The organism is Dyella japonica DSM 16301 (genome assembly GCF_001010355.1).
GTDB classification, from domain to species: domain Bacteria; phylum Pseudomonadota; class Gammaproteobacteria; order Xanthomonadales; family Rhodanobacteraceae; genus Dyella; species Dyella japonica.
In genome coordinates this window covers 39,510-63,494 of record NZ_JPLA01000027.1, presented here as the reverse complement: position 1 = coordinate 63,494, position 23,985 = coordinate 39,510, and the positions used below count along the sequence as shown (strand labels likewise).

The 23,985-nt window shown below is 65.8% G+C and carries 23 protein-coding genes; 11 read left to right on the top strand and 12 right to left on the bottom strand.

All coding sequences use genetic code 11. The features are described from left to right. Positions 1 to 39: 39 nt before the first annotated feature. The 4 genes from dut to Y882_RS11135 all read right to left on the bottom strand — a co-directional run bounded on the left by dut (position 40) and on the right by Y882_RS11135 (position 3,500). Complete coding sequence (dut, locus tag Y882_RS11150; RefSeq protein WP_425479448.1) at positions 40 to 510, bottom strand: dUTP diphosphatase; 471 nt, start codon at positions 508 to 510, stop codon at positions 40 to 42. Continuing rightward, positions 507 to 1,712 carry a bifunctional phosphopantothenoylcysteine decarboxylase/phosphopantothenate--cysteine ligase CoaBC gene (coaBC, locus tag Y882_RS11145; protein WP_046971987.1) on the bottom strand — a complete coding sequence of 402 codons (1,206 nt, stop codon included), beginning with the start codon at positions 1,710 to 1,712 and terminating at the stop codon, positions 507 to 509. Before coaBC ends, dut begins: the two co-directional genes overlap by 4 nt. 100 nt (positions 1,713 to 1,812) lie before the next feature. After that, entirely contained in the window at positions 1,813 to 2,712 is a 900-nt protein-coding gene (locus Y882_RS11140) for an SDR family oxidoreductase (RefSeq protein WP_211259165.1), read from the bottom strand. A gap of 47 nt (positions 2,713 to 2,759) precedes the next feature. Continuing rightward, a complete protein-coding gene (locus tag Y882_RS11135) occupies positions 2,760 to 3,500 on the bottom strand; it encodes an SDR family oxidoreductase (protein ID WP_046971985.1) in 741 nt (246 codons plus the stop codon). A gap of 114 nt (positions 3,501 to 3,614) precedes the next feature. Here Y882_RS11135 and Y882_RS11130 point away from each other — a divergent pair, with 114 nt between their 5' ends. The 4 genes from Y882_RS11130 (at position 3,615) to Y882_RS11115 (ending at position 8,228) form a co-directional block, all read left to right on the top strand. Further along, positions 3,615 to 4,517 (top strand): LysR family transcriptional regulator, encoded by a 903-nt coding sequence (locus tag Y882_RS11130; RefSeq protein WP_046971984.1) that lies wholly within the window; start codon positions 3,615 to 3,617, stop codon positions 4,515 to 4,517. An 80-nt stretch (positions 4,518 to 4,597) separates the two neighbouring features. Beyond that, a complete protein-coding gene (gene radC, locus Y882_RS11125) occupies positions 4,598 to 5,269 on the top strand; it encodes a RadC family protein (protein WP_046971983.1) in 672 nt (223 codons plus the stop codon). Between the two features lie 520 nt (positions 5,270 to 5,789). Beyond that, a complete protein-coding gene (argS, locus tag Y882_RS11120; protein WP_046971982.1) occupies positions 5,790 to 7,481 on the top strand; it encodes an arginine--tRNA ligase in 1,692 nt (563 codons plus the stop codon). Continuing rightward, on the top strand, positions 7,482 to 8,228 hold the full coding sequence (locus tag Y882_RS11115; protein ID WP_046971981.1) for an SPOR domain-containing protein: 747 nt from the start codon (positions 7,482 to 7,484) through the stop codon (positions 8,226 to 8,228). It abuts the gene before it with no gap. Between the two features lie 147 nt (positions 8,229 to 8,375). Here the strand turns inward: Y882_RS11115 and Y882_RS11110 are convergent, their stop codons facing one another. The 5 genes from Y882_RS11110 to speA all read right to left on the bottom strand — a co-directional run bounded on the left by Y882_RS11110 (position 8,376) and on the right by speA (position 14,181). Further along, complete coding sequence (locus tag Y882_RS11110; protein ID WP_046971980.1) at positions 8,376 to 9,236, bottom strand: NAD(P)-dependent oxidoreductase; 861 nt, start codon at positions 9,234 to 9,236, stop codon at positions 8,376 to 8,378. A 16-nt stretch (positions 9,237 to 9,252) separates the two neighbouring features. Continuing rightward, positions 9,253 to 10,443: a DUF3734 domain-containing protein gene (locus tag Y882_RS11105; RefSeq protein ID WP_046971979.1), complete on the bottom strand. Its 1,191-nt coding sequence runs from the start codon at positions 10,441 to 10,443 to the stop codon at positions 9,253 to 9,255. Between the two features lie 16 nt (positions 10,444 to 10,459). Next, the gene (locus Y882_RS11100; RefSeq protein WP_046971978.1) at positions 10,460 to 11,200 is read right to left on the bottom strand and encodes an acetoacetate decarboxylase; all 741 of its coding nucleotides are present in this window, start codon (positions 11,198 to 11,200) and stop codon (positions 10,460 to 10,462) included. 107 nt (positions 11,201 to 11,307) lie between these two features. Continuing rightward, positions 11,308 to 12,093, bottom strand: coding sequence for a 3-hydroxybutyrate dehydrogenase (locus tag Y882_RS11095; protein WP_046971977.1), 786 nt, complete (start codon positions 12,091 to 12,093; stop codon positions 11,308 to 11,310). A 198-nt stretch (positions 12,094 to 12,291) separates the two neighbouring features. Continuing rightward, the gene (gene speA / locus Y882_RS11090) at positions 12,292 to 14,181 is read right to left on the bottom strand and encodes a biosynthetic arginine decarboxylase (RefSeq protein WP_046971976.1); all 1,890 of its coding nucleotides are present in this window, start codon (positions 14,179 to 14,181) and stop codon (positions 12,292 to 12,294) included. A 287-nt stretch (positions 14,182 to 14,468) separates the two neighbouring features. On the opposite strand from speA, the gene speE reads away from it, so the two are divergent. Then, positions 14,469 to 15,323: a polyamine aminopropyltransferase gene (gene speE, locus Y882_RS11085; RefSeq protein WP_046971975.1), complete on the top strand. Its 855-nt coding sequence runs from the start codon at positions 14,469 to 14,471 to the stop codon at positions 15,321 to 15,323. A gap of 63 nt (positions 15,324 to 15,386) precedes the next feature. On the opposite strand, the gene Y882_RS11080 is transcribed toward speE, so the two are convergent. After that, positions 15,387 to 15,587, bottom strand: a complete 201-nt coding sequence (locus Y882_RS11080) for a hypothetical protein (protein WP_046971974.1) — start codon at positions 15,585 to 15,587, stop codon at positions 15,387 to 15,389. A 166-nt stretch (positions 15,588 to 15,753) separates the two neighbouring features. Between Y882_RS11080 and Y882_RS11075 the strand changes: the two genes are divergently transcribed. The 5 genes from Y882_RS11075 to Y882_RS11055 all read left to right on the top strand — a co-directional run bounded on the left by Y882_RS11075 (position 15,754) and on the right by Y882_RS11055 (position 20,678). Then, a complete protein-coding gene (locus tag Y882_RS11075) occupies positions 15,754 to 16,782 on the top strand; it encodes a hypothetical protein (RefSeq protein WP_046971973.1) in 1,029 nt (342 codons plus the stop codon). A 110-nt stretch (positions 16,783 to 16,892) separates the two neighbouring features. After that, a complete protein-coding gene (locus Y882_RS11070; protein WP_046971972.1) occupies positions 16,893 to 17,525 on the top strand; it encodes a ParA family protein in 633 nt (210 codons plus the stop codon). A gap of 202 nt (positions 17,526 to 17,727) precedes the next feature. Next, positions 17,728 to 18,201, top strand: coding sequence for a SixA phosphatase family protein (locus Y882_RS11065; RefSeq protein WP_046971971.1), 474 nt, complete (start codon positions 17,728 to 17,730; stop codon positions 18,199 to 18,201). Further along, on the top strand, positions 18,198 to 18,782 hold the full coding sequence (locus Y882_RS11060; RefSeq protein WP_046971970.1) for a YceI family protein: 585 nt from the start codon (positions 18,198 to 18,200) through the stop codon (positions 18,780 to 18,782). Before Y882_RS11065 ends, Y882_RS11060 begins: the two co-directional genes overlap by 4 nt. Positions 18,783 to 18,812: 30 nt before the next feature. Beyond that, the gene (locus Y882_RS11055; RefSeq protein ID WP_046971969.1) at positions 18,813 to 20,678 is read left to right on the top strand and encodes a phospholipase D-like domain-containing protein; all 1,866 of its coding nucleotides are present in this window, start codon (positions 18,813 to 18,815) and stop codon (positions 20,676 to 20,678) included. Between the two features lie 158 nt (positions 20,679 to 20,836). Here the strand turns inward: Y882_RS11055 and Y882_RS11050 are convergent, their stop codons facing one another. Together Y882_RS11050 and Y882_RS11045 are read right to left on the bottom strand one after the other, a co-directional pair. Further along, entirely contained in the window at positions 20,837 to 21,358 is a 522-nt protein-coding gene (locus tag Y882_RS11050) for an energy transducer TonB (RefSeq protein ID WP_046971968.1), read from the bottom strand. Positions 21,359 to 21,384: 26 nt separating this feature from the next. Then, complete coding sequence (locus Y882_RS11045; protein ID WP_046971967.1) at positions 21,385 to 22,668, bottom strand: acetyl-CoA C-acetyltransferase; 1,284 nt, start codon at positions 22,666 to 22,668, stop codon at positions 21,385 to 21,387. A 116-nt stretch (positions 22,669 to 22,784) separates the two neighbouring features. Between Y882_RS11045 and Y882_RS11040 the strand changes: the two genes are divergently transcribed. After that, positions 22,785 to 23,912 (top strand): hypothetical protein, encoded by a 1,128-nt coding sequence (locus tag Y882_RS11040; RefSeq protein ID WP_046971966.1) that lies wholly within the window; start codon positions 22,785 to 22,787, stop codon positions 23,910 to 23,912. Positions 23,913 to 23,985: the final 73 nt, after the last annotated feature.

Sequence of the window (23,985 nt, the reverse complement as noted above, 5' to 3'; positions counted from 1 at the left end):
GCTTCCCATGCGGACGCAAGCGCCCGCACCACTTTGCACTCAGTTGACTCCGGTCGAACCGAACCCGCCCTCGCCCCGCTGCGACGGCGCAAACTCCTGCACCACCTTCAACCGCGCCTGCGCCACCGGCACCAGCAGCAGCTGGGCGATGCGATCGCCCACCTCGATGGTGTAGGGCTGCGTGCCGCGGTTCCAGCAGGAAATCATCAACGGGCCCTGGTAATCGGCATCGATCACGCCCACCAGGTTGCCCATCACCAGACCGTGTTTATGTCCCAGCCCCGAACGCGGCACGATCAGCGCACACCAGCCCGGATCGCCGATATGGATGGCCATGCCGCTGGGCACCAGCACGCTTTCGCCCGGCTGCAGGGTCAGCGGCGCCTCGATGGCGGCACGCAGGTCCATGCCGGCGCTGCCGATGGTGGCGGCCTGCGGCAGGGGAATGGCATCGCCCAGGCGCGGATCGAGGATCTTCAGCTCGACGTCGACGCCGATGCCACCCGTCACTGGCGCACCGCCCGGTAACGCTCGGCCACTTTCGCCACCAGCTGACGTGCCAGTTCGGTCTTGGACGCACGCGGCAATTCGATGGCCCCGTCGGGACCATAGAGTGTGAGGGCATTGTCGGCGGCTTCGAATCCGAGGCCACCGCCCACCTGGTTGGCGGCAATCATGTCCAATCCTTTGCGCTTGAGTTTGTCTTGCGCGTATCGCTCCACATCATGCGTTTCCGCGGCGAATCCGACCAAGAAGGGGCGCACGGTTTGCGCAGCCAGCGTGGCGAGGATGTCCGGATTCTCGGCCAGACGCAGTTCCAGCGGCGCGCCGTCGTGCTTTTTCAGCTTGTGATCGGCCACTTCGGCCGGTCGGTAATCACCCACCGCGGCGGCGGCGATATAGATGTCCGCGCCGGCACAGGCAGCCACCACCGCATCGCGCATCTGGGCGGCGCTGCGCACATCGATGCGGCTCGCCATCCCCGGCGGCGTCGCCATGCTCACCGGGCCGGCCACCAGGGTGACCTGGGCGCCGGCTTGCGCGGCCGCTTCGGCGACGGCAAAACCCATGCGGCCGGAACTGCGGTTGCCGATGAAACGTACCGGATCGATGTCTTCATAGGTGGGGCCGGCACTCACCACCACCTTCAACCCGCGCAGAACCTGTGCGCCGAAGGAGGCGACGATGGCTTCGCGCAGCTCCAGGGGTTCGAGCATGCGGCCCGAACCGATATCGCCGCAGGCCTGGTCGCCCGATGCTGGTCCGAGGATATGCACGCCACGCTGGCGCAGGATGTCCACATTGGCCTGCACTGCCGGATGCGCCCACATCTGTTGGTTCATGGCGGGCGCGACATAGAGCGGCGCGGCGCTGGCCAGGCAGACGGTGGTGAGCAGGTCGTTCGCCATGCCGTGGGCGAGACGCGCGATCAGATCGGCACTCGCCGGCGCGATGATGATGCGCTCCGCCCAGCGGGCGAGCTCGATATGACCCATCGCCGCTTCGGCTTCGGCGTCCCACAGACTGGTGCGCACCGGCCGGCCGGACAGCGCCTGGAACGTCGTGGCACTGACGAAGTGGGCAGCGTTTTCGGTCATCACCACGCGCACCACGGCGTCGAGGTCGCCCAGGCGACGGACCAGTTCGCAGGATTTATAGGCAGCGATGCCGCCGGACACGCCCAGCAGGATGCGGCGTTGGGCAAGACTCATGTGATTGGGCCTGACTACCGTTTGGGGCGGTAGCTTACCGGAATCATTCGTCCTGCTCGGTAAAAGTGAGGCGGGCGGCTCATGACCGCCCGCCTTGCGCTCAGGCCGTCACGCGCGGATGAAGGATGTCGTCCAGACCGATGCGGCGCAGCAGCTCCGCACGGACACGATCGGCCACGCCGTTGACGATCTCGGCGCCATCCTCCGACGGATCGATGTGCACGCGGAACGGGCGCTTGCCGAAAGGCTTATCCACCACCTCGACGATGGCCCGGGCGACCGCTTCGGGATCGGCATCGGCGGGTTCCAGCGAGGCCAGTCCCTTGAAGGCCACTTCGCTGAAATCGCGGGTCGGACCTTCCGCGTAGATCTTGGCAACCGACACATCCGCCGGCGCACCGGCATGGGCGAAGTGGTTGGTGCCCTTGGTGAAGGCGCCAGGCACCACGATGGAGGTCTCGATGCCCCAGCGCGCCAGCTCGCCGGCATAGCTCACCGCCAGCGAATCCATACCTGCCTTGGCGGCAAAGTACGGCGCCAGGTACGGCGGCGTGCCGCCGCGCACGCTGCTGGAGGACACCCACACCACCAGCCCGCGCCCTTGCTTGCGCAACTGCGGCAGGGCCGCGCGGTTGACGCGCTGCGTGCTCAGCACATTGGTGTCGTAGAGCTGGGCGAACTGTTCCGGCAGGAAGGCTTCGGCCGGACCGTAGGACATGTGCCCCGCATTGTGGATCACCACATCCAGTTGCCGATGCTCGGCCACGATCTGGGCGATAGCGGCATCCACCGACGGTTGCGAGGCCACGTCCATTTCGATGGCACGCAAGTCCACCCCTTGTTCCTGTGCATAGCGCTGCATGTCGGCCACGCGGTCCGCATTGCGGCCGGCCGTTTCGCGCATGCCGGCGTAGACGGTGTGACCGGCATGGGCCAGTGCGCGGGCGCTCATCAGGCCGAAGCCGCTGGAAGCGCCGGTGATGACAATGACGTACTTCATGATGCGTTCTCCAGAAAGGCATCGCGTGGCGATGCGGGTAAGTGGAATCAGACGAGGCCGCCGTTGGCGCGCAGCACCTGGCCGTTGACCCAGCTGCCGTCGGGGCCGGCGAGGAAGGACACGACGCTGGCGATGTCATCGGGCGTGCCCAGGCGCTCCAGCGGCGCGGCCTTGGCGAGCTGGTCGATCTGTTCCTGCGTCTTGCCCTTGAGGAACAAGTCGGTGGCCGTCGGGCCCGGCGCCACCGCATTGACCGTGATGGCGCGGCCGCGCAGCTCCTTGGACAGCACGTGCGTCATCGATTCCACCGCGGCCTTGGTGGCCACGTAGACGCCGTAGTTGGGGAAGTTGAGGCCGACCACGCTGGTGGAGAAGTTGACGATGCGGCCACCCTGGCGCAGGCGTTTGCCTGCTTCGCGCAGCGTGTTGAAGCTGCCCTTGAGGTTGATCGCGATGGTGCGATCGAACAACTCGTCGTCGGTATCGCTGATTGGCGCCAGCTGCATGATGCCGGCGTTGTTGACCAGCACGTCGACGCCGCCGAACGCGGTTTCGGCCGCGTCGAACATCCGGCGCACCGCCACCGGGTCGGCCACGTCGGCTTGCGCGGTCAGCGCGTGGCCGCCGGCGCCTTCGATCTTGCGGGCCAGCGCCTCGGCGGCAGCGGCATCGCCGGCATAGTTGATGACCACCGTAAAGCCATCGCGAGCCAGACGTTCGGCGACCGCTGCGCCGATACCGCGGGAGGCGCCAGTGACAATGGCAACTTTGGAATTGTGTGCAGACATGGGGAGCATCCTTTGGGAGGGGCCGACCGTTTGTCGGGGTGAGCAAAGGATGGTCTTTTCCGTCCGCCGGATAATCTGCTTAAATCCGTCATCATCATTCGGATAGAGCGAACAGTGGATAAGGTCGATGCCATGCGCCTGTTCGCCCGCATCGTGGAGCGCCGCAGCTTCACCTTGGCCGCGCAGGATCTGGAACTGCCGCGCTCCACCGTCACCGAAGTGGTCAAGCGCCTGGAAGCCCGGCTGGGTGTGCGGCTGCTGGAGCGCACCACCCGACAGGTGCGGGCCACCCTGGACGGCGAGGCCTATTACCAGCGCTGCCTGAGCATCCTGGCCGAGATCGAGGAGGCCGAGGCCGCCTTCACCGGAGCGCGGCCCAGCGGCCTGTTGCGGGTGGACGTGCACAGCGTGCTGGCCCGCCATTTCATGCTGCCCGGGCTGCCCGGGTTTCTGGCGCGTTATCCCGGCATCCAGCTGCGCATCGGCGAGGGCGACCGCTACGTCGACCTGGTCCGCGAAGGCGTCGATTGCGTGCTGCGCGTGGGCAAACCCACCGACAGCAGCATGATCGGCCGGCAGATCGCTTCTCTGGTGGAAGGCACCTATGCGAGCCCGGCCTATCTGGAACGCCATGGCACGCCGACATCGCCGGATGATCTGGAGGGACACCAGATGGTGGCCTTCGTCTCCTCCGCTTCCGGTAGCGCACTGCCGCTGGAGTTTTGCGTGGAGGGCAGCGTGCGCGAATGCCTGTTGCCCCATGCCGTGAGCGTGGCGGGCGCGGAAATGTATGTGGCCACGGCCCGCCTTGGGCTGGGCCTGATCCAGGTGCCCTGCTATCGCGTCCAGGACGACCTTGCCCGCGGCACCCTGGTGGAAGTGCTGGCGCGATGCCCGCCCACGCCGTCGCCGGTCTACGTGCTGTATCCGCAGAACCGTCAGCTCTCGCCGCGCGTGCGGGTCTTTATCGACTGGCTGAGCGGTGAATTCGCGGCCCGGTTTCCGCCGACAAACTGACTCTTCGTCGGCACGCATGCCCACGTGCGCTCCGCCGCACGCCGATGGGCACGCTTAGCATCGGTCGGCAGGCTGTTCCGATGAGCATCCATCAATGGCCCGAGGGCGAACGCCCACGAGAAAAACTGCTGGCGCGCGGCTGCGGCGCCCTCTCCGATGCCGAACTGATCGCCGTGCTGCTGGGCAGCGGGGTGGTCGGCAAGGATGCCATTGCGCTGGCCCGCGAACTGCTGGTCGTCAGCGGAGGCCTGGCTGCCCTGCTCAGCGATCCGGGTGACACGCTGCGCCTGCGCGGCATCGGCCCGGCCAAGCGCGCCCGCCTGATCGCGGCCCTCGAACTGGCGCGGCGCACGCTGGCCGAACAGCTCACCGATCGCCGTCCGCTCGGCAACCCGCGCGAAAGCGGCAGCTACCTCAGCGCCAAGCTGCGCTACCTGCCCTACGAGGTGTTTGGCTGCCTGTTCCTGGACAACCGCCACCGTGTGCTCGCCTTCGAAGAACTTTTCCGCGGCACCGTCGACAGCGCCAACGTGCATCCACGGGAGGTGGTGCGGGCCTGTCTGCGCCACAACGCGTCGGCCGTGATCCTGGCCCACAACCATCCCAGCGGCGTGGCCGAACCGAGCGCGGCCGATCGCACCATCACCCGGCAACTGCGGGACGCCCTCGAGCTGGTCGGCGTGCGGGTGCTCGATCATCTGGTGATCGGTAGCGGCGAGCCGGTGTCAATGGCGATGCTGGGGCTGATCTAGCCGCGGTGACAGCGCGCTGACATCGATCGGCACTTTCTGACGCTCAAAAAAACAACGGCGCGGGGGGAGATCCGCGCCGTATGGCCGTCTTGTGGGGAGAAAGGAGAGTAACGGCGTGCTCCTGCCCCCGTCGGCGGGGAGGTGCCTGGGGGACGAGAGATAGTGTGGCGCTGCCGCATGACAGCGTCGTGACGTGGATCGTGACAAATGCACGAGGCCGGCACGGACCATGGGTCCTGTGACTTATGCACATTTGGGCTGAGACGGCACTTTCCGTTCACATTCTCTTGAGGTCCGCAGAAGTGCACTGCAGTCACCTGATTTAGTTGGATATTTTTTGTGACGGTGACATTTCCGTCGGGAAAACCGTGCGATGGCTCTAGCGGCAACGGATATTCCCCACAGAGTTATCCACAGACTTCCCCACTGCATCGCAGCACGCCCGCACGCCACACAGGAGCCGGTTCGACCGGTCCTGGTCTGATAGGATTAGGGGTTCCATCGCCGTCAGACACTTACCGTGAAAGAACAGCTGCGCGAACTGCTGCTGCAGGCCATTCGTACCCTGCAGAATGACGCCACCCTGCCCGCCGAGCTCGAAGTGCCCCACTTCGTGATCGAGCGTACGCGCAGCCGCGATCATGGTGACTTTGCCGCCAACGCGGCGATGCTGCTGGCCAAGCCGGCGCGCGCCAAGCCGCGCGAGCTGGCCGAGAAGCTGGTGGCGGCGCTGCCGGCCAATGGGCTGGTGGGCAAGGTGGAGATTGCCGGCCCCGGCTTCATCAACTTCTTCCTCGCGCCCGGCGCCTACCACGCTGAAGTGGGCCAGGTGCTCGCCGAGGGCAACGCCTACGGCCGCAGCAGCACCGGCAAGGGCGTGACGGCTGGCGTGGAATTCGTCTCGGCCAACCCGACCGGCCCGCTGCACGTCGGTCACGGCCGCAACGCGGTGCTGGGTGACTGCATCGCCCGCGTGCTCGACGCCACCGGTTGGAAGGTGAGGCGCGAGTTCTACTACAACGACGCCGGCGTGCAGATCCACAATCTGGCCGTGTCGACCCAGGCGCGCGTGCGCGGCCTGACGCCGGACGACGCCGGCTGGCCGGAAGACGGCTACCGCGGCGACTACATCGCCGACGTAGCGCAGTCCTACCTCAACGGCGACACCGTCGAAGTGGAAGGCCATGCGGTCACCGGCGCCAGGAACCCCGACGATCTGGAAGCGATCCGCCACTTTGCGGTGGCCTACCTGCGCCGCGAGCAGAACCTGGACCTGGCGGCTTTCGGCGTCGGCTTTGACGTGTACTACCTCGAGTCCTCGCTCTACAACGACGGCAAGGTGGACGAGACCGTGCGCGAGCTGGTCGCCCACGGCCACACCTACGAGGAAGGCGGCGCCCTGTGGCTGCGCTCCACCGACTACGGTGACGACAAGGACCGCGTGATGCGCAAGTCCGACGGCACCTATACGTATTTCGTGCCGGACGTGGCCTACCACATGACCAAGTGGCAGCGCGGTTACGTGAACGCGGTGACCGTGCTCGGGTCCGATCATCACGGCTCGCTGGCGCGCGTGAAGGCGGGCCTGCAGGCGCTGGATACCGGCATTCCCAAGGGTTATCCGAACTACGTGCTGTACCAGATGGTGACGGTGATGCGTGGCGGCGAAGAGGTGAAACTCTCCAAGCGCGCCGGCAGCTACCTCACCCTGCGCGATCTCATCGAGGAAGCCGGCCGCGACGCGACCCGCTACTTCCTGATCGCGCGCAAGGCCGATTCGCAGCTGGTGTTCGACATCGACTTGGCCCGCTCGCAGAGCAACGACAATCCGGTCTATTACATCCAGTACGCCCATGCCCGCGTCTGCCGCGTGCTGGAGGAGTTGGCCGAGCGCGGTCTGCCGGCGGTGGACACGAAGGCGGCCATTGCCCAGCTGTCGCGGCTGGACACCGAGCACGAGCAGGCACTGTTCACCGAGCTGTCGCGCTACGCCGAAGTGGTTGAGGCGGCAGCGGCCAATCTGGAACCGCACCTGATCGCGCAATACCTGCGCGAACTCGCCGGCTCGCTTCACAGTTACTATCACGAGCACAAGTGGATCGTGGACGACGCCGAGCTGCGCAACGCGCGCATCACGCTGGTGCTCGCCACGCGCCAGGTCATACGCAACGGTTTGGATTTGCTGGGACTCAGTGCCCCGGAGAAGATGTAAATGGCAGCACGCAAGGGCAAAGGTCGACAGGCCGTCCGCAACAACAGCGGTGGCATGCCGGGCTGGGGTTGGGCGGTCATCGGCATTCTGATCGGTGCCGTGCTGATGTTCGCCATGCGCGGCCATCTGCCGATGGCGCCGCGCGCCGGCGATGGCCCGCAACCCAACGCCCAGGCCACCGCGCAGCGCGGCAGCGATGCCGGCGCCGCCGGCACGGAATCCACCTCGGCCACCGATACCGCGCCCGCCGCGAAGAAGCCGCAATACGACTTCTACTCGGTGTTGTCGGAGAAGGAAGTGCGCATCCCCGATGCAGTAATCAGCGCGCAGGCCAAGGCCGAGCAGAAGCAGCAAGCGGCCCAGCAGGCGGCAGCCCAGCAGCAGGCCCAGGCCGCCGCGCAGAAGCCGGCGCCCGGCCCGGCCGCCGTCGCCGAAGCCATCACGCCCGCGCCGGAATCGGCCGTGCATGCACCGGCACCCGCGCCGACTGCGGCAGCCGCTGCACCTGCCGCCAGCGGCTACCTGCTGCAGGTCGGCGCCTTCCCCAGCCCGTCCGATGCCGAAACGCTGAAGGCCAAGCTCGCTATGCAAGGCTTCGTCGCCAACGTGTCGCCGGTGAACGTCAACGGCCAGACCTACAACCGTGTGCGCCTGGGCCCGTTCCATTCGGCCACCGAACTGGAATCGGCCAAGCAGCGTTTGTCGTCTGCGGGGATCAATGCGATTGCGCTGAAGGAAGGCAAGTAAGCCTCGTCTCGCAACGCAGCCACAAAAAAAGGCCGCGCGATGCGCGGCTTTTTTGTGCGCGTAATTGTGGGAGCGCATCCTGTGCGCGACGGCCTCGATACAACGCGACGCCGTCGCGCACAGGGTGCGCTCCCACAGTCGTCCTAATCAGCCCTTGCGCTTGAGCCTGATCAAACCGGAGATATCGTCATCGCCGTGGCCTTGCTTCATCAGCTCGGCATAGTCGGCGAGCGAGCGTTCGATTACGCTGCGGTTGGTGCCGGCTTTCTCGGCGATGCCGCGGACGATGCCCAGGTCCTTGTGCAGCAGACCCAGTTTGAAGCCGACGCTGAACTCATTGCGCAGCATGGTGGCGCCGCGCTTTTCGAGGAACCAGTTGCCGGCCGCGCCCGCGCCTAGCGTGGGCAGCAGACGTTCGGGATCCAGACCGAGCGCCTCGGCCAGCGCGAGGCCTTCGCAGACGCCCTGGGCGATGCCTGCCACGAGTACCTGATTCACCGCCTTGGTGGCCTGGCCGGCGCCGACGTCGCCCAGGTGGGTGACGCGCAAGGCGTACGCTTCCAGCACCGGGCGTGCGCGTTCGAGCACGTCGGCGTCGCCGCCCACCATCACGGAGAGCTTGCCGTTCTTCGCGCCTTCCACGCCGCCCGATACCGGCGCGTCAAGGAAGTAAGCGCCGACGGCGGCAATCTTGGCAGCGGCCTGCTTGGCGGTATCGGGCGCCACGGTGGAGTGATCCACCACGATCGCGCCCTTCTTCAGATGCGGCGCGAGTGCATCGACGGTGGCGAGCACGTCGGCATCGGCGGTGACGCACAGCGCGATCACGTCGCACTGCGCAGCGATCTCCGCCAGCGTCGGCGCGAGCACGCCAAGGTCCTTGGCCACCGCATCCGCGTTGGCCTGCGTGCGGCTGGCGACGGCGTGAAGCAGGCCGCGGGCTTTGAGATGACCGGCCATCGGCGTGCCCATGGCGCCGAGTCCGATGAATGCTGCCTTGAGACTCATATGTGTTCCCGGGTTTTCAATCTTCGCAGTGTACGTCGTGGGTGATGAAGGGATGTTCGGGCGTCGGTCGTTCGAACCACTCCGGTTCGTCCAGCGTGCACTGCATGTCATCCATGCCGCTGGTCCAGTGCTGGCGCATGCTGTCGACGCTGAACTCGTAATCCTTGTAATGCCCTTCGTACGGCTTGTTGCGGTAGATGAGGTGGAACAAGTTGATCAGCGCACCACTGGCGTGGACCTCGGCCTGTTTGTAGGCGAGATGGTTGCGCTGGTCTTCCGGCACCAGCTTCATCAGATCGTGAAGTATGCGCTGCTGGCGCTGGCGCTGCGCCATGTATTCGGTGATCAGGCGGGTGCGGCTGGAATACTGGATGTCCTTCGAACGTGTGGTGACTTCGGCAAGGTCGCGCGGCAGCTCGCCGCGGGCACTCCACAGATCCACCTGGAACACCAGCGAGTCGCGGCAGGCCGGGTCGGACAGCACTTTGTACAGCGGCGTGTTGGAGACCATGCCGCCATCCCAGTAGAACTCACCGTCGACTTCGATGGCGGGGAACCCGGGCGGCAGCGCACCCGAGGCCATGAAGTGCTCGACGCGCAGGCTCCCTTCGGTGTTGTCAAAATACGCGAAATTGCCGGTGCGTATGTTGACCGCGCCCACCGAGACGCGCATCGAGGTCTTGTGATTGATGCGGTCGAAATCGACCAGGCGTTCCAGCGTGGTCTTCAACGGCGCGGTGTCGTACCAGCTCGCCGAGGTGGGCGAGGCTCGCCATGGCATCAAGGGAAACGGGCGCGGCGTGAAGAAGCCGGGCTGTCCCTCGGTCAATGCGCGCAGTGCGGCCAAACCACTCAGGCCGTTCTGCCAGGGGAGCTCCCAGGCGGCCGGATCCATCGGCGGCGTGATCCAGGCGGGAAACAGCGGCGGTCGGGTGATGCTTTCCCAGAACTCGCGCAGGCGTTCCACCCGTTGTTCCGGCGCATTGCCGGCAATGATCGCTGCGTTCAACGCGCCAATGGAAATGCCGGCCACCCAGTTCGGATGCAGGCCGGCCTGGTCCAGGGCCTCATAGACACCGGCCTGGTAGGCGCCCAGCGCGCCGCCACCCTGCAGCACCAGCGCGATCGTCTGGTACTTCTGGTGATGCTTTTGCAACAGGTTGAGCGCGGCGGTCTTGTCGCTCGCGGTTTTCTTTCGGACGTCCATACGGATCAGCCTCGACTCACTCGGCCAGATAATCGTGCACCACGGTGCCCAGGTCGAGCGTCAGGTCCGTGATGAAATGCAGGGCCGACTCCACCTTCAACACCGGCAGGTCGGCCACCGGCGCCAGCGCATGCGGGTGCAGCTCCAGCGATCCGGGCCCGGTCCAGGCGCCCTTGAGCGTCACGTTGGTGGTGAAGTAGCGGACCAGTTCGCAGATGCGCGGCGTGCCGTCCACGTGCGGGATGATCTTAAGCAGATAGTTGGGCGCCGCCAACGAGGCCAGCACCGCCTGATGATCCGCCTCGCGGTGCTTGAAACCCATGGTGGCCTTGGCCACGCGCACCTTGCCGTAGTCCAGCGTGCCGACCAGGGTGTCGATCTCGGTGTCCAGCTGCGGACTGGCCAGCTTTTTCGGAAAGCCCCACAGCTCGCGCCCGCCGGCAATCGGCGGATGGTCGTTCAAGTACATCGAATGCACGTAGCCGCCATGTTGACCCTGGAAGCTGACGGGAATCACCTGGCCCGATTCGGTGTAGTCGCCGAAACCGGTGGAATCGGGCATGCGGATGAATTCGTACTTGACCAGCGGCTCGGTGACTTCGAGCGGCTCGGGCACCACGGCGCGCAAGGCGTCGAGATCGGTGCGATAGGTGATGACCAGGAATTCGCGATTGACGAAACGATACGGACCCACGGGAAACGCGGGACTGGTCAAGGGCATGGCGAAAGCATTGGCTTTCACGTCGGCAATCTTCATGGCGAGGCTCCGGACAGACCGCGCACGCGCCGCTCCTGGCTGCGCGTGGCGCGGTATCGACCCACTGCATTGGCGGCCGCCCGGCGCAACCGGGCGGCTCACCGCGATTACTGCATGTACCAGCCGTGGCTGACCACGATCGATTGTCCCGTCAGCGCGGCCGACGGGAAGCTGGCCAGATACAGCGCGGTCTGGGCGATGTCTTCCACCGTGGTGAAGACGCCGTCGACGGTGTCCTTGAGCATCACGTTCTTGATCACCTCGTCTTCGCTGATGCCCAGCTCCTTGGCCTGCTCGGGGATCTGCTTTTCCACCAGCGGCGTGCGCACGAAGCCCGGGCAGATCACATGCGAGCGCACATTGTGTGCGGCGCCTTCCTTCGCCAGCGTGCGCGCCAGGCCAAGCAGGCCGTGCTTGGCGGTGACGTAGGCGGACTTGAGCTTGGAGGCTTCGTGCGAATGCACCGAGCCCATGTAGATCACGGTGCCGCCGCGGTCGTCCTTGTACATGTGCTTGAGCGCGGCCTTGGTGGTGAGGAAGCCGCCATCGAGATGGATGGCCAGCATCTTCTTCCAGTCGGCGAAGGCGAACTGCTCGATCGGATTGATGATCTGCACGCCGGCATTGGAGATGAGGATATCGAGATGACCAAACTGCGCGACCACCTTGTCGGTGCCGGCGTTGACGGCGTCTTCGTTGGTCACGTCCATCGCAATGCCGATGGCCTTGCCGCCGGCCGCATTGATCTCGTTGGCCGCTGCGTCGGCCGCTTGCTGATTGATGTCGGCGATGGCGACCGCCGCACCGTTCTTCGCGTAAAGCTCGGCGATTGCCTTGCCGAGCCCACTGGCCGCGCCAGTGATGAGTGCCACCTTGCCGTCGAGACTTGCCATAACCACTCCTGTCGATGGGGAACGGGGAAAGCAGAAACGGAATCGGGTTGTGGCCCGTGCCGTACAACGGCACAGGCTGTCACAGCTCAGGGGCGCGTATCCATGCGACGAATGGACAAGTTGAAACGCAGGTTTTCCCGTTCGTCATCCCTGCTTTCGCAGGGATGACGAACGTGGAGTGCTCTGCGTTTTACTGTCTCAACGCACACCTTCCGACAGATAGGTATAGCCGGTGAGACCTTCATTCAATGTGACAAACAGCTGCTCTGCCGCATCGCCATCGACACCCGCGGCCGCAATGCGTTCGCGGTAGCTGCGACGCAGGGCTTCAAGGTCGTAGCCGACGTAGTCGAGCATCAGGTCGGTGGTGTCACCGCGACGCTTGTGCGCGAAAACATACGAATCGCCGTCGACGCGCACGTTCACCGCATCGGTGTCGCCAAACAGATTATGGATGTCGCCCAGCGTCTCCTGGTACGCACCGACCATGAAGATGCCCAGGCGATAGCTCTCGTCTTCTTTCAGGGCATGCAGCGGCAGGCTCACGTCCACGCCTTCGGCATCGACGTAGTCATCGATGCGGCCGTCGGAATCGCAGGTGAGATCGACGATCACGCCGCGACGCGTGGGTTCCTCGTCCAGTCGCGCGATCGGCGCGATCGGGAAGATCTGGTCGATGGCCCAGATGTCCGGCACCGATTCGAACACCGAGAAATTGGCGAAGTATTTGTCGACCAGCTTCTCGTCGAGTTCGTCCATGGCCTGGCGGTGCGAGCGCTCGGCGGGCAGCAGTCGCGTGCGCACCGCATTGGCGATGGCGTAATACATGTCGTCCAGATGCGCGCGGTGTTCCAGGTTCAGCTGGCCCAGCGCGTACAGCGCCTGGCCTTCGGCGAGGTGATGCTGGGCTTCATGGAACAGTTCCAGCGCGGGGCGTGTATCGAGCTCGGCCCAGGTTTCGCGCAGGCGGCGCAGCACGGCCGGTTCGTGGTCGTGCGCTTCGGGGATATTGCCCTCGGGCACCGGTTCCACTTCGGTCACGTTGACCACCATCACGGCGTGATGCGCGGTCATCGCACGACCGGCCTCGGTGATGATGTGCGGCGCGGGCAGGTTTTCTTCCGATACCGCTTCGGCCAGCGACTGCACGATGGTGGAGGCGTACTGCTCGATGGAGTAATTGATCGAGTTGTGGCTGCGCGAACGCGAGCCTTCGTAATCCACGCCCAGGCCGCCGCCGACGTCGACGATGTCCAGCGGCACGCCCATACGCTTCAATTCCACGAAGTAGCGCGTGGCTTCGCGCATGCCGTTGGCGATGTCGCGCACATTGGAAATCTGCGAGCCCATGTGGAAGTGCTGCAGCTTCAGCGTGTGCTTCAGATTGGCCTGGTCCAGGCGCTCCACCAGGGTGAGCACCTGGCTGGGCGAGAGGCCGAACTTGCCCTTGTCGCCGCCGGTGTTCTGCCACTTGCCGGCGCCGATGGAGGCCAGTCGCACGCGCACGCCGAGCAGCGGCTCGACGTTGAGCGCCTTCGCCTCGGTGAACACGTGGTCGAGTTCGGAAAGTTTTTCGATCACGATGTGCACGCGCAGGCCGAGCTTGCGGCCGATCAGCGCGAGGCGGATGTATTCGCGATCCTTGTAGCCATTGCAGATCACGATGCTGCCCGGGCGCGCCATCGCCAGCACCGCCATCAGCTCGGGCTTGGAGCCGGCTTCCAGGCCGAAGCCGTGTTCGCCCGCGGCCACCAGCTCGCCGGCCACGCCGCGCTGCTGGTTCACCTTGATCGGATAGACGGCCGTATAGCCGCCGGTGTAATTCCATTCGCCGATGGCCTTGGCGAAGGCATCCTGCAAGCGCTTCAGACGATCGGCGAGGATGTCGGGAAAGCGCACGAGCAAGGGCAGGCGCAGGCCTTCGGCGCGGGCGCGATCCACGATCACCGGCAGCGACAGTGCCGGACCGGTGGCGCCCTTGGGACGCATCACGATATGACCGGCGTCATTGATGTCGACGTAGCCGTCGCCCCAGTGCGGGACGGCGTAGGTATGACGGGCAGCGTCGATGTTCCAGTGCTTCGACATGGAGGGTTCCTTGTGCAACGGGCGTGTAACACCCTGAACATGTCGTCGCAGCGGCGAGCCTTGACGAACACAGTCAGCCGGGCCGGAAGCCTCGCACGCCGCGGGGCCGCGGCTGACCTGGCGTACCGCGGGCGGCTAAGCGCGGCGGTACGGACGGCTATTGTAACGGGCTCTTGTGACAATGTGCCGAAGATCGGGGCCCCCGCGGGCGCCCCGGAGACCCCGGAGACCCCGTTCGGCTACAATTACGGATTCTTTGAATCCATCTTTTCGTCAGGAACGTCCCCATGTCGCAGCATCCCAGCTGGTTCACCGAAGCCCACCAGGCCTCCGGCTCCTCCATCGGCTACCGCGTGGAGAAGCTGCTGCACGCCGAGAAAACGCCGTTCCAGACCATCGAAATCTACCAGACCACCGACTGGGGCAACCTGATGGTGATCGACGGCTGCGTGATGCTGACCAGCCGCGACAACTTCCTCTATCACGAAATGATGACGCACCCGGCCCTGTTCACCCATGCGCGCGCCAAGCGCGTGGTGATCATCGGCGGCGGCGACTGCGGCACGCTGCGTGAAGTGCTCAAGCACGAGGAAGTGGAGCACGCGGTGCAGGTGGAAATCGACGAGCGCGTGACGCGCCTGGCCGAGCAGTATTTCCCGGAACTGTGCGACTCCAACCATGACCCGCGCGCCGAGCTGCTGTTCATCGACGGCATCAAGTACATGGCCGAGGCCGAGCCCGAATCGCTCGACCTGATCATCGTGGACTCCACCGACCCGGTCGGTCCGGCCGAAGGCCTGTTCAATGCCGCCTTCTACAGCAGCTGCTACAAGGCCCTGCGCCACGGCGGCATCCTGGTGCAGCAGTCCGAATCGCCGATCGCGCACCTGGAACTGATCAAGTCTATGCGTTCGGCCATGCGCACCGCCGGCTTCAGCGCGGTGAAGACCCTGCCGTTCCCGCAGCCGTGCTACCCCACCGGCTGGTGGAGCTGCACCATGGTGCGCAAGGGCGGCGATCTGGCCGGCTTCCGCGAGCGCGGCGCGCTGAGCAAGAACTTCCCGACCCGCTACTACAACGCCGATATCCACAAGGCGGCGCTGGCCCAGCCGGAATTCATGCGCGAAGCGCTGGGCGAGTAAGGTCTACCGTTTCCCCGAAACCCGGTGCGGCAACGCACCGGGTTTTTTCGTGTCTGGACCTGCTTAGAACAGCGTCTGGCGCGCCTTGGGCATCAAGACCAGCACCAGCGTGGCCAGCGGCCCCAACACCAGCGACAGCAGGAACCACAGCAGGCCGCTGCGGTTCTTGCCCTGGGCAAGGCCCGCGTTGATCAGGGCCAGCGTGCCCCAGCCCACGAACCAGGGCGCCGCACGGCCGTCGGCCAAAAAGGAAATATCGTTCACGTGGTCTTCTCCTGTGCTGCGCAGGATGACGTATCACCCCGGGGCGTCGCGAAGCGGCCATGCTAGCAAGCTGGGACGCATTCTCCCGCCCATCGCGTCCAGCGGATCAGGCGAGCTTAATCCTTGGACGTTATCCTGATTGTTGGCTCAGTGTAAGGACTACTCGATGCTTGGACGGCGCTTCTTCACGTTTGCCCTGCTGCTGGCCGCGGCTTCCGGCCCGGCTTTGGCGGCCAAGGCCCCCGCAAAAACGCCGCCCGCCGCCACGGATGCCTCGTCGCCCGCCCGCCGCCAGGCCCTGCTGCAATACCAGAAGGATCTGGTCAGCGTGGCCGCCCCGCAGGCCGATCCGATCCCGCTGATGGGCGCCGCCCTGCTGGCCCGGCCCCTGCCGGACCAGCCGGATTTCAACAGCTACCACACCCTGATCGATCGGGCCGCGGCCGCGCAGGGCGCGGGTCCGGAGATCAGCTGGGCCCGCCTGACCGACTGCGACGCCAAGGCCTCGGACTGTCCCAACGCCGACGCCCTGGCCAAGCTGGTGCAGCAGGCGCCGGACAATGCGGCCGTGTGGCTGCTCAAGCTGGGCCAGGATCTGCGCGACGGCAAGAACGACGACGCCCGCCAGGACCTGGCCAAGGCCGCTGCGGCCAAGGTTTATGACGACTACACCGGGGCCACGCTGAAGGCTTTGTCCACCACGGTGACCGTGCTGCCGCCGCCCACCAACGTGGTGGGACCGCTTTCGGCCACCAATGGCGCCGACGTGCAGCTGACCCTGGTGTTCGGTCTGGCCGAAGGCCAGCCACAACCTGCCCTGCAGGCCACGGCGCGCCTGTGCGAAGAGAACGCCGACAAGGCCGGGATCAAGACCGACTGCCTGACCCTGGGCAAGCTATTGGAATGGGGCTCCAGCCCGCTGGCCCGTTCCCTGGGTCTGCATCTGCGCGAAGTCCTGGCCGACGATGCCTCCCAGCAGGAAGACGCCAAGCGCCTGCGCCGCAACCTGGTGTGGCAGGTGCAAAGCTTCTCCCAGCTTTCCATGCGCGCCAAGGGCGATACCGCCGTGGCCCAGCACCTGCTCAAGCTGGCCCGCTCGGGCGGTACACAGATGAGCCTGGTGCTGACCGCCCTGCACGACTACGACATGCCCGTCGATGCACCATCAGACTGGGAGCCGGGCAAGGCCGGCTGATCGCCCCGCCGATCCAGGCAACGCCAGCCCCGCAGATCGACACTCACGCTTGCATCCGCGCCCCGGCCATCGTGTAGGCTGGGGCCCGGCTTGGACACTGGGGCGGCATCATGCTGACGGTACTGGTAGCAAGCAGCAAAGGCGGTTGTGGCAAGAGCACGCTGGTCACGCAATTGGCCTCGCACTGGGCGCAGGATGGCAAGCACACCGCCATCGTCGACGCCGACCGGCAGAAGTCGGGTTTCCGCTGGGCAGCCAATCGCCCCGACAACGTCCCCGGCGTCCTGGCCGTGGAAGGCGGCCGACGTTCGATGGAGAAACTCCCGCCCGATACGCAGCGCGTGCTGATCGACACGCCGGCCGGTTCGCAGGAAAAGGACCTGGAGCCTTACCTGGAGAAAGCCGACATCGTGCTGGTGCCGGTGCTGCCGTCAACCTTTGACCTCGATGCCACGTTCGGCTTTCTCGAGGAACTCAAGCAGATCAATCGCGTCAAACGTGGCAAGTTGCCGGTCGGCCTGGTCGGCAACCGTCTCAAGCCGTGGACCAACGCCAGTCAGGACGCGATGTCGCAGCTGTCCGAGCAGGCGCCGTTTCCGCTGGTGGCGCAGCTGCGCGACAGCCAGGCCTATGTGCTGCTGACCGCGCTGGGCAAGGGGATCTTCGATTACGGGTCGGAAAACGTGCGTAGCCATCAGGAGGACTGGAAACATCTGCTCCGCTGGATCAAGCGCCAGCACTGAATGGTCTAACCGTGATCCGGTGCGGCCAAACGGTGCTCTGTTCTGCACAGCGGGGGTGGCATGATGACCAGCAAGTCGGCGAGGTGGGAGGCGCGGCATGGTGCAGGCGGTTGGCCTGGGCCGGTCGGGCATCGCGACCCGCGGGCCAACGGAAGCAGTGGCCCTGTCACTGCGTAGTACAGCGTATTTCCAGGAGCCAACCATGCACGAACTCATCCTGTTGCGTCACGCCGAAGCTCAGCCGGCTCCCACCGGCGGCGACGACCACAGCCGGCGCCTTAGCGGACGCGGGGAGCAGGAAGCCAAGGCCGCCGGCAAATGGCTGGCCTCGCACGGCGTGAAGCCCGACCGCGTGCTGTGCTCTCCCTCCGAGCGCACCCGCGCCACGGCGGCGCTGGCCCTGTCCGCCTACAGCTACGTCCCGGTCACCGAGTTTGCCGACGACATCTACGACGCCACGCCGGGCGAACTGCTGGCCTTGCTGGACCAGCACGGCGATGCCGGCACGGTGGTGCTGGTCGGCCACAATCCCGGCATCGAACGGCTGGTGGCGCTGCTGGTCGAAGGCCGTTCCGACGAATTCCGCGGCATGCCGCCCGCGGCCTTGGCCGTGCTTCATCTCGACGGCGCACTTGAACCCGGCAACGCCCGCCTGGATGCTTTCTGGTCCCCATGAGTTTGCCGTACGTCAGCTGCTGTCTTGTGCTGTTGTTGCTTACCCTGCTGCCGGCACAAGCAGCGGATTACCGCATCGATCCCGCCCGCTCGCACGCCGACTTCGGCGTGAAGCTGTTCTGGCTGACCCAGCTCAACGGCCGCTTCCAGGAGATCGATGGCGACGTCACGCTGAGCAGCCTGCATGACACCGCCATCGTCGACGCGCACATCACGGTGGAGAGCATCCATATGAACTCCGACCGCATCCGTCGCTGGGTGCTGGCACCGGAGTTTTTCGATGCATCGCGTTTTCCTTCGATCCATTTCGTGTCCGAACCGATCTCGCTCGCCATGCTGGAAAAAGGCGGCGACCTGGATGGCGAGCTGACCCTGCGCGGCGTCACCAAGCCGGCGCATTTCGAAGTGCTTCCCTCGCATTGCCCGCTCGACCTGCCGCAGCAATGCGTGATCTCGGTGCGCGGCACCATCCAGCGCAGCGATTTCGGCATGAGCAACCATCGCACGGCCATTTCCGACCAGGTGCAGCTGGGCATGATGATCAGTCTGGATTACGCCGCGCGTTCAGCCAACACTGACTGAGTGCGTCGTCGTCTCCCGTATCATCGCGCCATGCGCCAACGCTGGATCGCCGTCTCCTTTGTGTTTGTAGCGATCCTGATCCTGTCGGGATGCAGCGTGTCGCCCTCGCGCATCCGGCGCGCCGATGCCGCCGTCGCCGCGGACGTGGAGCGCCAGCTCAATTGCGGCCATCCCGATCATTGCGCCATCGCCTCGCCCTTGCTCGATGCCGCGCACCAGGCGATCAGCGACTCCACGCCTGAGCAGCCGGTGCATGTGGTCACTTTGCTCAACGACAGCGAGGCGGCGATGGTCGCGCGCCTCAACCTGATCCGCGCCGCCCAGCACAGCATCGATGTGCAGACCTATATCTGGGACCAGGACGACGCCGGCCAGCTGGTGCTCGACGAACTGATCAAGGCCGCACGCCGTGGCGTGAAGGTGCGCATTCTGGCCGACCAGTTGTTCTCCTTCGGCGACCCCGTACTGCTGGAGCGGCTGGCCACGGTGCACGAGAACCTCCAGGTGCGCCTGTACAACCCGACGTTCCATGAGGCGCAGACCTCGGTGGTGGAATTCAGCGCGAGCATCGTGTGCTGCTTCATGACGTTCAACCAGCGCATGCACAACAAGCTGCTGCTGGTGGACGATGCGATCGGCATCACTGGCGGGCGCAACTACCAGGACCGCTATTTCGACTGGGACAACGACTTCGATTACGTCGATCGCGACGTGATGGTGGGCGGACCGGCCGCACGCGAAATGGCCGCGAGCTTCGAGACGTTCTGGACGCACAAGCGCTCCACGCCACTTACTCACCTGCGCGACGTCAACCGCACCCTGCTCGACGATATCCATCCCGGCCCGTTGCCGGCACCGCGCTACGCGCATCCGCAACGCGTGGCACGCGTGGTGGAGGAAGCCGGCGATCCCGCGTGGATCGACGACGTGCTGGTGTCCGACACCTTGCGCACCGGCCGCGTCGACTATTTCAGCGATCTCCCGGCCAAGACGGACGAGCCCGGCAAGCGCAGCGCCCACGAATTCACCACCCACCTTATGCGCATGGTCGGCGCCGCGCAGCACGAAGTGGTGCTGCAGACGCCCTACCTGGTGATGAGCGACCGGGCCAAGGCGATCTTCGAACGACTGCGCCAGGGCGACTCGCCGCCGCGCATCGTGGTGTCGACCAATTCGCTGGCCTCGACCGATGCGTTCGCGGTGTATGCGCTCTCGTACAAGCACCGCAAGCGCTACCTCAAGGATTACGGTTTCGAGATCTACGAGATGAAACCGCATGCGCAGGGTCCGGCCGAAGACAACGCCGATGCGGCAGCCGACGAAGGTCCGCAGCCCGCTGCGCAAGGCGGCGCGCAGGCGCGTCATCGGGTCGGCACCGAGCGCGGCCTGCTCGGCAGCCGCAGCACCGCGCGCCGCAATCGCCCGGCGCCGCTGACCACCACCGGACGTCGTTTCGGCCTGCACGCCAAGTCGCTGGTGGTCGATGACGACTTCGCCATGGTCGGCTCGCACAATTTCGATCCCCGTTCGGATCACTACAACACCGAGGCGGGCGTGATCGTCTACGACGCGCGCTTTGCCAGCGAGCTGCGCGACAGCATCCTGCGCGACACGCAACCGGAGAATGCCTGGGTGATCGCCAAGCGCGAGCAGAGCAGCCTGAGCATGGCGATCGGCGATTTCTCCGCCAGCCTGCCGATCTTCGACCTGTGGCCGTATCGCTACGCCACCAGCTATGACCTCAAGGCCGGCTGCATACCGATGCGGCCGAGCGACCCGGCCTTCCTCAGCTGCTATACGCCGGTGGGCGATTTCCCCGATGTCGATGTGTCGCCGAAGCTGATCTATACGCGGCTGATTACGGCGTTTGGGGCGGGTGTGCAGGGCGTGCTGTAGAGGGATTCTTTATCTGTGGGAGCGCACCCTGTGCGCGACAGGCCTACAGAGCGGTACACCCCAGCGTGACTGTCGCGCACAGGGTGCGCTCCCACAGGGCACGGCGTTGCCTGGAGCTGATCGAACATCGATGCCGCGGTCGCGCACAAGGTGCGCTCCTACAAGGGTGGGGTATCGTCGAAGCGCATGACCAGTTGGCCGGTCAGGCCATTGGGATGGTCGCCAGGTACGGCGAAGCGCCAGCCTGTTGCCGTGCGCAATGCCCGGTCATCCAGCCCCGCGTTGCCGCTCGACTCGGTCACAGCCGCATGGCCGACGCGGCCTTCGCCGTCGATGCTGAGCTGCAGCACCACGCGCCCGCTGGCGAAGGCGAGCCGCTGCAGCCAAGGCGTCGCCAGCGGCGGCATGTCGATGGGCGTGAGGGTTGGCAGCTCCTCGGCAATGCGCGCTGGCGCGGTCACGGTGCGCGGATGCACAAGTGCTGCCTTAGCAACGGATTCGCGTGCTGCAGGCTCGCGCGCATGGCGACGCAGTATCCGGCGGACTTTGTCACTGCCGGCAGACGATGACGCCGCCGGACCCTGCCAGTCGCCGGTGAATGTGCTGAGCCAGGCCGTGCCCGCCACGCCGATCGCCAGCGCGAGCAGGCTCAGGCTGGCGGTGGTGCGCAGTCGAAACATCGCAATGACGGTGCCGAGCGGATCGCTCAGCGTTCGAGGATGGCGGTGACGCCCATGCCGCCGGCGGTGCAGATGGAAATGAGGCCGCGTCCCGAACCCTTCTGCTCCAGCAGTTTGGCCAGCGTGGCGACGACGCGCGCACCGGTGGCCGCGAACGGATGACCGGCGGCGAGGCTGGAACCGTTGACGTTGAGCCTGGCCGGATCGATCGCACCCAACGGCTGGTCGAGGCCAAGGCGGTTCTTGCAGTATTCCGCGCTTTCCCACGCGCGCAGCGTGCACAGCACCTGGGCGGCGAACGCCTCGTGGATTTCGTAGAAATCGAAGTCCTGCAGGCTCAGGCCATGGCGCGCCAGCATGCGCGGCACCGCCACGGTGGGCGCCATCAGCAGGCCTTCGCCATGCACGAAATCGACCGCAGCCACTTCCGCGTCGCGGAACCAGGCCTGCACTTTGAGGCCGCGCTGGTTGGCCCACGCCTCGGTGCCCAGCAGCACGGCGGCCGCGCCATCGGACAAACCGGTGGAGTTGCCAGCGGTGAGCGTGCCATGACCGGAGCTCTTGTCGAACGCCGGCTTGAGCGAGCCGAGTTTCTCCAACGTGCTGTCGGGACGCAGGAAACCGTCGCGCTTCAAGCCGCGGAACGGCACCACCAGATCCTCGAAGAAACCGGCGTCATAGGCCGCCGCGAGCTTGCGGTGGCTGTCCAGCGCCAGCTGGTCCTGCGCCTGGCGCGTGATATGCCACTCCTTGGCCATCTTTTCGCAGTGGTCGCCCATCGACATGCCGGTGCGCGGCTCGGCCACGCCAGGAAACGCCGGCTTGAGTTCCTTCAGCGAAAAACCTTGCGTAGCGCTGCGCAGCTTCTCCTGCCAGGTCCTGGCGCGGTTGACCGCGAGCAGCCGCTTGCGCAGGCGCTCGCCCAGCACGATGGGCACGTCGCTGGTGGTATCCGAACCGCCCGCAATGCCCGCTTCGATCTGCCCGGTGGCGATCTTGTTGGCGATGATGATGGCGTTGTCCAGCGAGGTGCCGCAGGCACGCGCCGTGGTGATGCCGGGCGTGGTGGGCGCCAGTCCCGAGGACAGCACCGCTTCGCGCGCCAGGTTCCACTCGGAGGCGTGCTTGATCACCGCGCCCATGGCCACTTCGCCCAGCTCCACGCCGTGCAGGCCATAGCGTTCCACCAGGGACCCAAGCACCTTGACCGACATGCCGAAGTTGCCGACATCGGCGTAGGCGGTGTTGTTGCGGCAGAACGGGATACGTACGCCGCCGATCACACCGACGCGCTTGAGCGTGTTTTCCATGTCTGGAACAGTCCGAAGAACCGAGTCCTCAAGGCTAACCCGCCCTGCCATCACGGGAAAGCCCAAAACCCGGCAAATGCTAGAATCCGGTTCTTTGCTGTTCGGGTTCGTGATCTGTGGAAGCACAAACGCTAGTCGCCCTGCCGGTGGTCCTCGCGCTGGAGCTGTCGGCCGGTGACACGCCCTCGCACCGTACGCTGAGCCGCGACGAGGCCGCCGAACTGGCCGCGCTGGTCGCCGCCGACCTGCACACCCTGGTGCCCCAGGTGGACGAGGCCCGCCTCGCCCTGGCCGGCGCCCTGTTCGACGCGGTGGAACTGCTGCGCCCGGGTTTCCCGGTGTGGGCCACGCTGGATGAACTGGCCCGGCGCGTGCCGCGTGGTCATCTGGAGAACGTGGTGGCCTTTGGCACCCACGACGGCCACATGCCCGCCCAGCCGCTGGAACCGGAGGCGGCCTTTGCCGATGGCCCGATGCGCCTGCTGCCGATCTCGCTGCTGGCGCCCGAAGCGCTGGCCGAGAGCCTCTCGGAAAAGCTCGAAGTGGAACTGGTGGGCCGTGGCGAAGCCGGCGCGCGCACCGCCGACTGGCTGATGCGCACGCTGGGCGTACGGCTGGAACACGCGCGTTACCTGAGCCGCAACGATCTGCTCGCGCTGACCTGCGTGCAATACGAACACGTCAACCTCGCGCCGCTGTGGAGTCTGCTGGAGGCCGCGCTGCTTACGCCGTATCGCGACGAAAGCACGCTGAGCGCGCGCGGCCTGGCGCTGCGCTATCACCAGGGCAAGGTCCAGGTGCAATCGCCCGCCGACTGGCTGCGCAGCCAGCCGATGGATCCGCAGCAGCGCGCGCATGACTTCGCCGGTGCGATCTTCGAACTGCGCCAATACGCCGCACTGCTCGATGCGCATCACGTGCCGCTGGTGTTGGCCGATGGCGAACCCGCCACAGGCTACTTGCTCGAAACCTTCGGCAACGCCGATGCCGGCTACGATGCGCCGACCCTCTATGCGCACGAAGCACCGGGCCTGGGCGTGGTGGCAGTGACGCTGGCGCAGCGTGGCGACGGCGGCCGTGCCCGCGTGCTTGCGCATGGCTATCCGCTGCACCCCAAGGCCTTGGGTCCACTGGTCACCGAGCTGGCGCAGCGCCATGGTGTCTCGGCCGACCTGCATGCGCTGGGTCGCATCCTGCTCGATGCCGATGGCCTGTTGGGTGCGCCTGCCCAGGCCTTGCACTGAACGCCAACGCATAACAGTTCAGCAGGGACCCTGCACAGCCGGCCTCAGTTGGCGCATGATGCGCTGACAAGGC

Excerpts from the sequence above, each read along its gene's own strand:
- speA (WP_046971976.1), bottom strand. The coding sequence starts at position 14,181 with ATGTCGAAGCACTGGAACATCGACGCTGCCCGTCATACCTACGCCGTC.
- Y882_RS11050 (WP_046971968.1), bottom strand. The coding sequence starts at position 21,358 with ATGTTTCGACTGCGCACCACCGCCAGCCTGAGCCTGCTCGCGCTGGCG.
- Y882_RS11095 (WP_046971977.1), bottom strand. The coding sequence starts at position 12,093 with ATGGCAAGTCTCGACGGCAAGGTGGCACTCATCACTGGCGCGGCCAGT.
- Y882_RS11055 (WP_046971969.1), top strand. The coding sequence starts at position 18,813 with ATGCGCCAACGCTGGATCGCCGTCTCCTTTGTGTTTGTAGCGATCCTG.
- Y882_RS11070 (WP_046971972.1), top strand. The coding sequence starts at position 16,893 with ATGCTGACGGTACTGGTAGCAAGCAGCAAAGGCGGTTGTGGCAAGAGC.
- Y882_RS11115 (WP_046971981.1), top strand. The coding sequence starts at position 7,482 with ATGGCAGCACGCAAGGGCAAAGGTCGACAGGCCGTCCGCAACAACAGC.
- Y882_RS11060 (WP_046971970.1), top strand. The coding sequence starts at position 18,198 with ATGAGTTTGCCGTACGTCAGCTGCTGTCTTGTGCTGTTGTTGCTTACC.
- coaBC (WP_046971987.1), bottom strand. The coding sequence starts at position 1,712 with ATGAGTCTTGCCCAACGCCGCATCCTGCTGGGCGTGTCCGGCGGCATC.
- Y882_RS11140 (WP_211259165.1), bottom strand. The coding sequence starts at position 2,712 with ATGAAGTACGTCATTGTCATCACCGGCGCTTCCAGCGGCTTCGGCCTG.
- speE (WP_046971975.1), top strand. The coding sequence starts at position 14,469 with ATGTCGCAGCATCCCAGCTGGTTCACCGAAGCCCACCAGGCCTCCGGC.
- Y882_RS11065 (WP_046971971.1), top strand. The coding sequence starts at position 17,728 with ATGCACGAACTCATCCTGTTGCGTCACGCCGAAGCTCAGCCGGCTCCC.
- radC (WP_046971983.1), top strand. The coding sequence starts at position 4,598 with ATGAGCATCCATCAATGGCCCGAGGGCGAACGCCCACGAGAAAAACTG.
- Y882_RS11100 (WP_046971978.1), bottom strand. The coding sequence starts at position 11,200 with ATGAAGATTGCCGACGTGAAAGCCAATGCTTTCGCCATGCCCTTGACC.
- Y882_RS11105 (WP_046971979.1), bottom strand. The coding sequence starts at position 10,443 with ATGGACGTCCGAAAGAAAACCGCGAGCGACAAGACCGCCGCGCTCAAC.
- Y882_RS11135 (WP_046971985.1), bottom strand. The coding sequence starts at position 3,500 with ATGTCTGCACACAATTCCAAAGTTGCCATTGTCACTGGCGCCTCCCGC.
- Y882_RS11110 (WP_046971980.1), bottom strand. The coding sequence starts at position 9,236 with ATGAGTCTCAAGGCAGCATTCATCGGACTCGGCGCCATGGGCACGCCG.
- Y882_RS11075 (WP_046971973.1), top strand. The coding sequence starts at position 15,754 with ATGCTTGGACGGCGCTTCTTCACGTTTGCCCTGCTGCTGGCCGCGGCT.
- Y882_RS11045 (WP_046971967.1), bottom strand. The coding sequence starts at position 22,668 with ATGGAAAACACGCTCAAGCGCGTCGGTGTGATCGGCGGCGTACGTATC.